This window comes from Mesorhizobium sp. M2A.F.Ca.ET.042.01.1.1, assembly GCF_003997405.1.
Lineage (GTDB): Bacteria > Pseudomonadota > Alphaproteobacteria > Rhizobiales > Rhizobiaceae > Mesorhizobium.
In genome coordinates, this window is record NZ_RZRX01000608.1 from 1 (window position 1) to 813 (window position 813).

An 813-nucleotide genomic window follows, 5' to 3' on the forward strand; every position below is an offset into this window, starting at 1 on the left:
GAGGTGGCCTGCATCCGAAGGACCGGAACGCAAGTGGAGGACCCGGAGCGCAAGCGAAGGGTTGCGGGCCGCCGCGGCGGGCCTAGAAGGGAGAGCCGCCCGCACCGCGCCGCCGGGAAGGCCAAATCAAAAAACAACGCCGCCCCTGGGGCGGCGACCGGCACAGCCCGCGAGGGCTGCCCGCGCCAGGGGGCGAAGCCGAATGGCCGAGACCGCCTGAGCGACGCGAAGACAAGCGGGCTCGGTTCACGAGCACCCGATGCGCCCCTTCAGGCGCGCAGGTGCTACTCAACTCGCCAGCGCGACCTCAGACAGCAATTGAAAACCTCGGCTTGGCTGCGCTTCGAGCGCGACGGGTTCATGACAGTGACGCGTCGATGCGATCACCGTCGAAAGATGCGATCACCGTCGAAAAAAGAAGCTTCCCGACTGCTCCCGCCTACGAGTCGACCCGGTCGGCCGCTCTATAGCGAGCCTGGTACGGGGTGGAACCTCTCCCGCATGCAATTCGAGGAGGCGCTGATCCAGTTCCTTGTCCGCGGCGGTCAGGCGATGGTTGAGGCGAAGGTAGTCCATCCAGGTCGGCGTCCGGAATGTCTCTGTCCACTGTGAAGGCTCCTGCAGATCGCGCTGGAGGTTCCAGTGCCGAGCGCCGACCCCGCTTTGCACCCGGCGCCGTTCCCGCATCTGGTCGAGGAAAGCTTCGACATTGGTTTCCGGTATCGAATACTCGATCTTCACCACGATCGGGCCGCTTCTCGACTTCAAGTCGAGGGCAAGCGCGGGGGTTTCGAAGCCAAGAGAATCCTGGTC

At 64.8% G+C, this 813-nt stretch carries 1 protein-coding gene; it reads right to left on the bottom strand.

Annotation, left to right across the window (positions count from 1 at the left end; all coding sequences use genetic code 11):
* Positions 1–402: 402 nt before the first annotated feature.
* Positions 403–813, bottom strand: a 411-nt coding sequence (locus EOA23_RS35145) for an MFS transporter (protein WP_189341849.1), incomplete at its 5' end; no start/stop codon positions are given.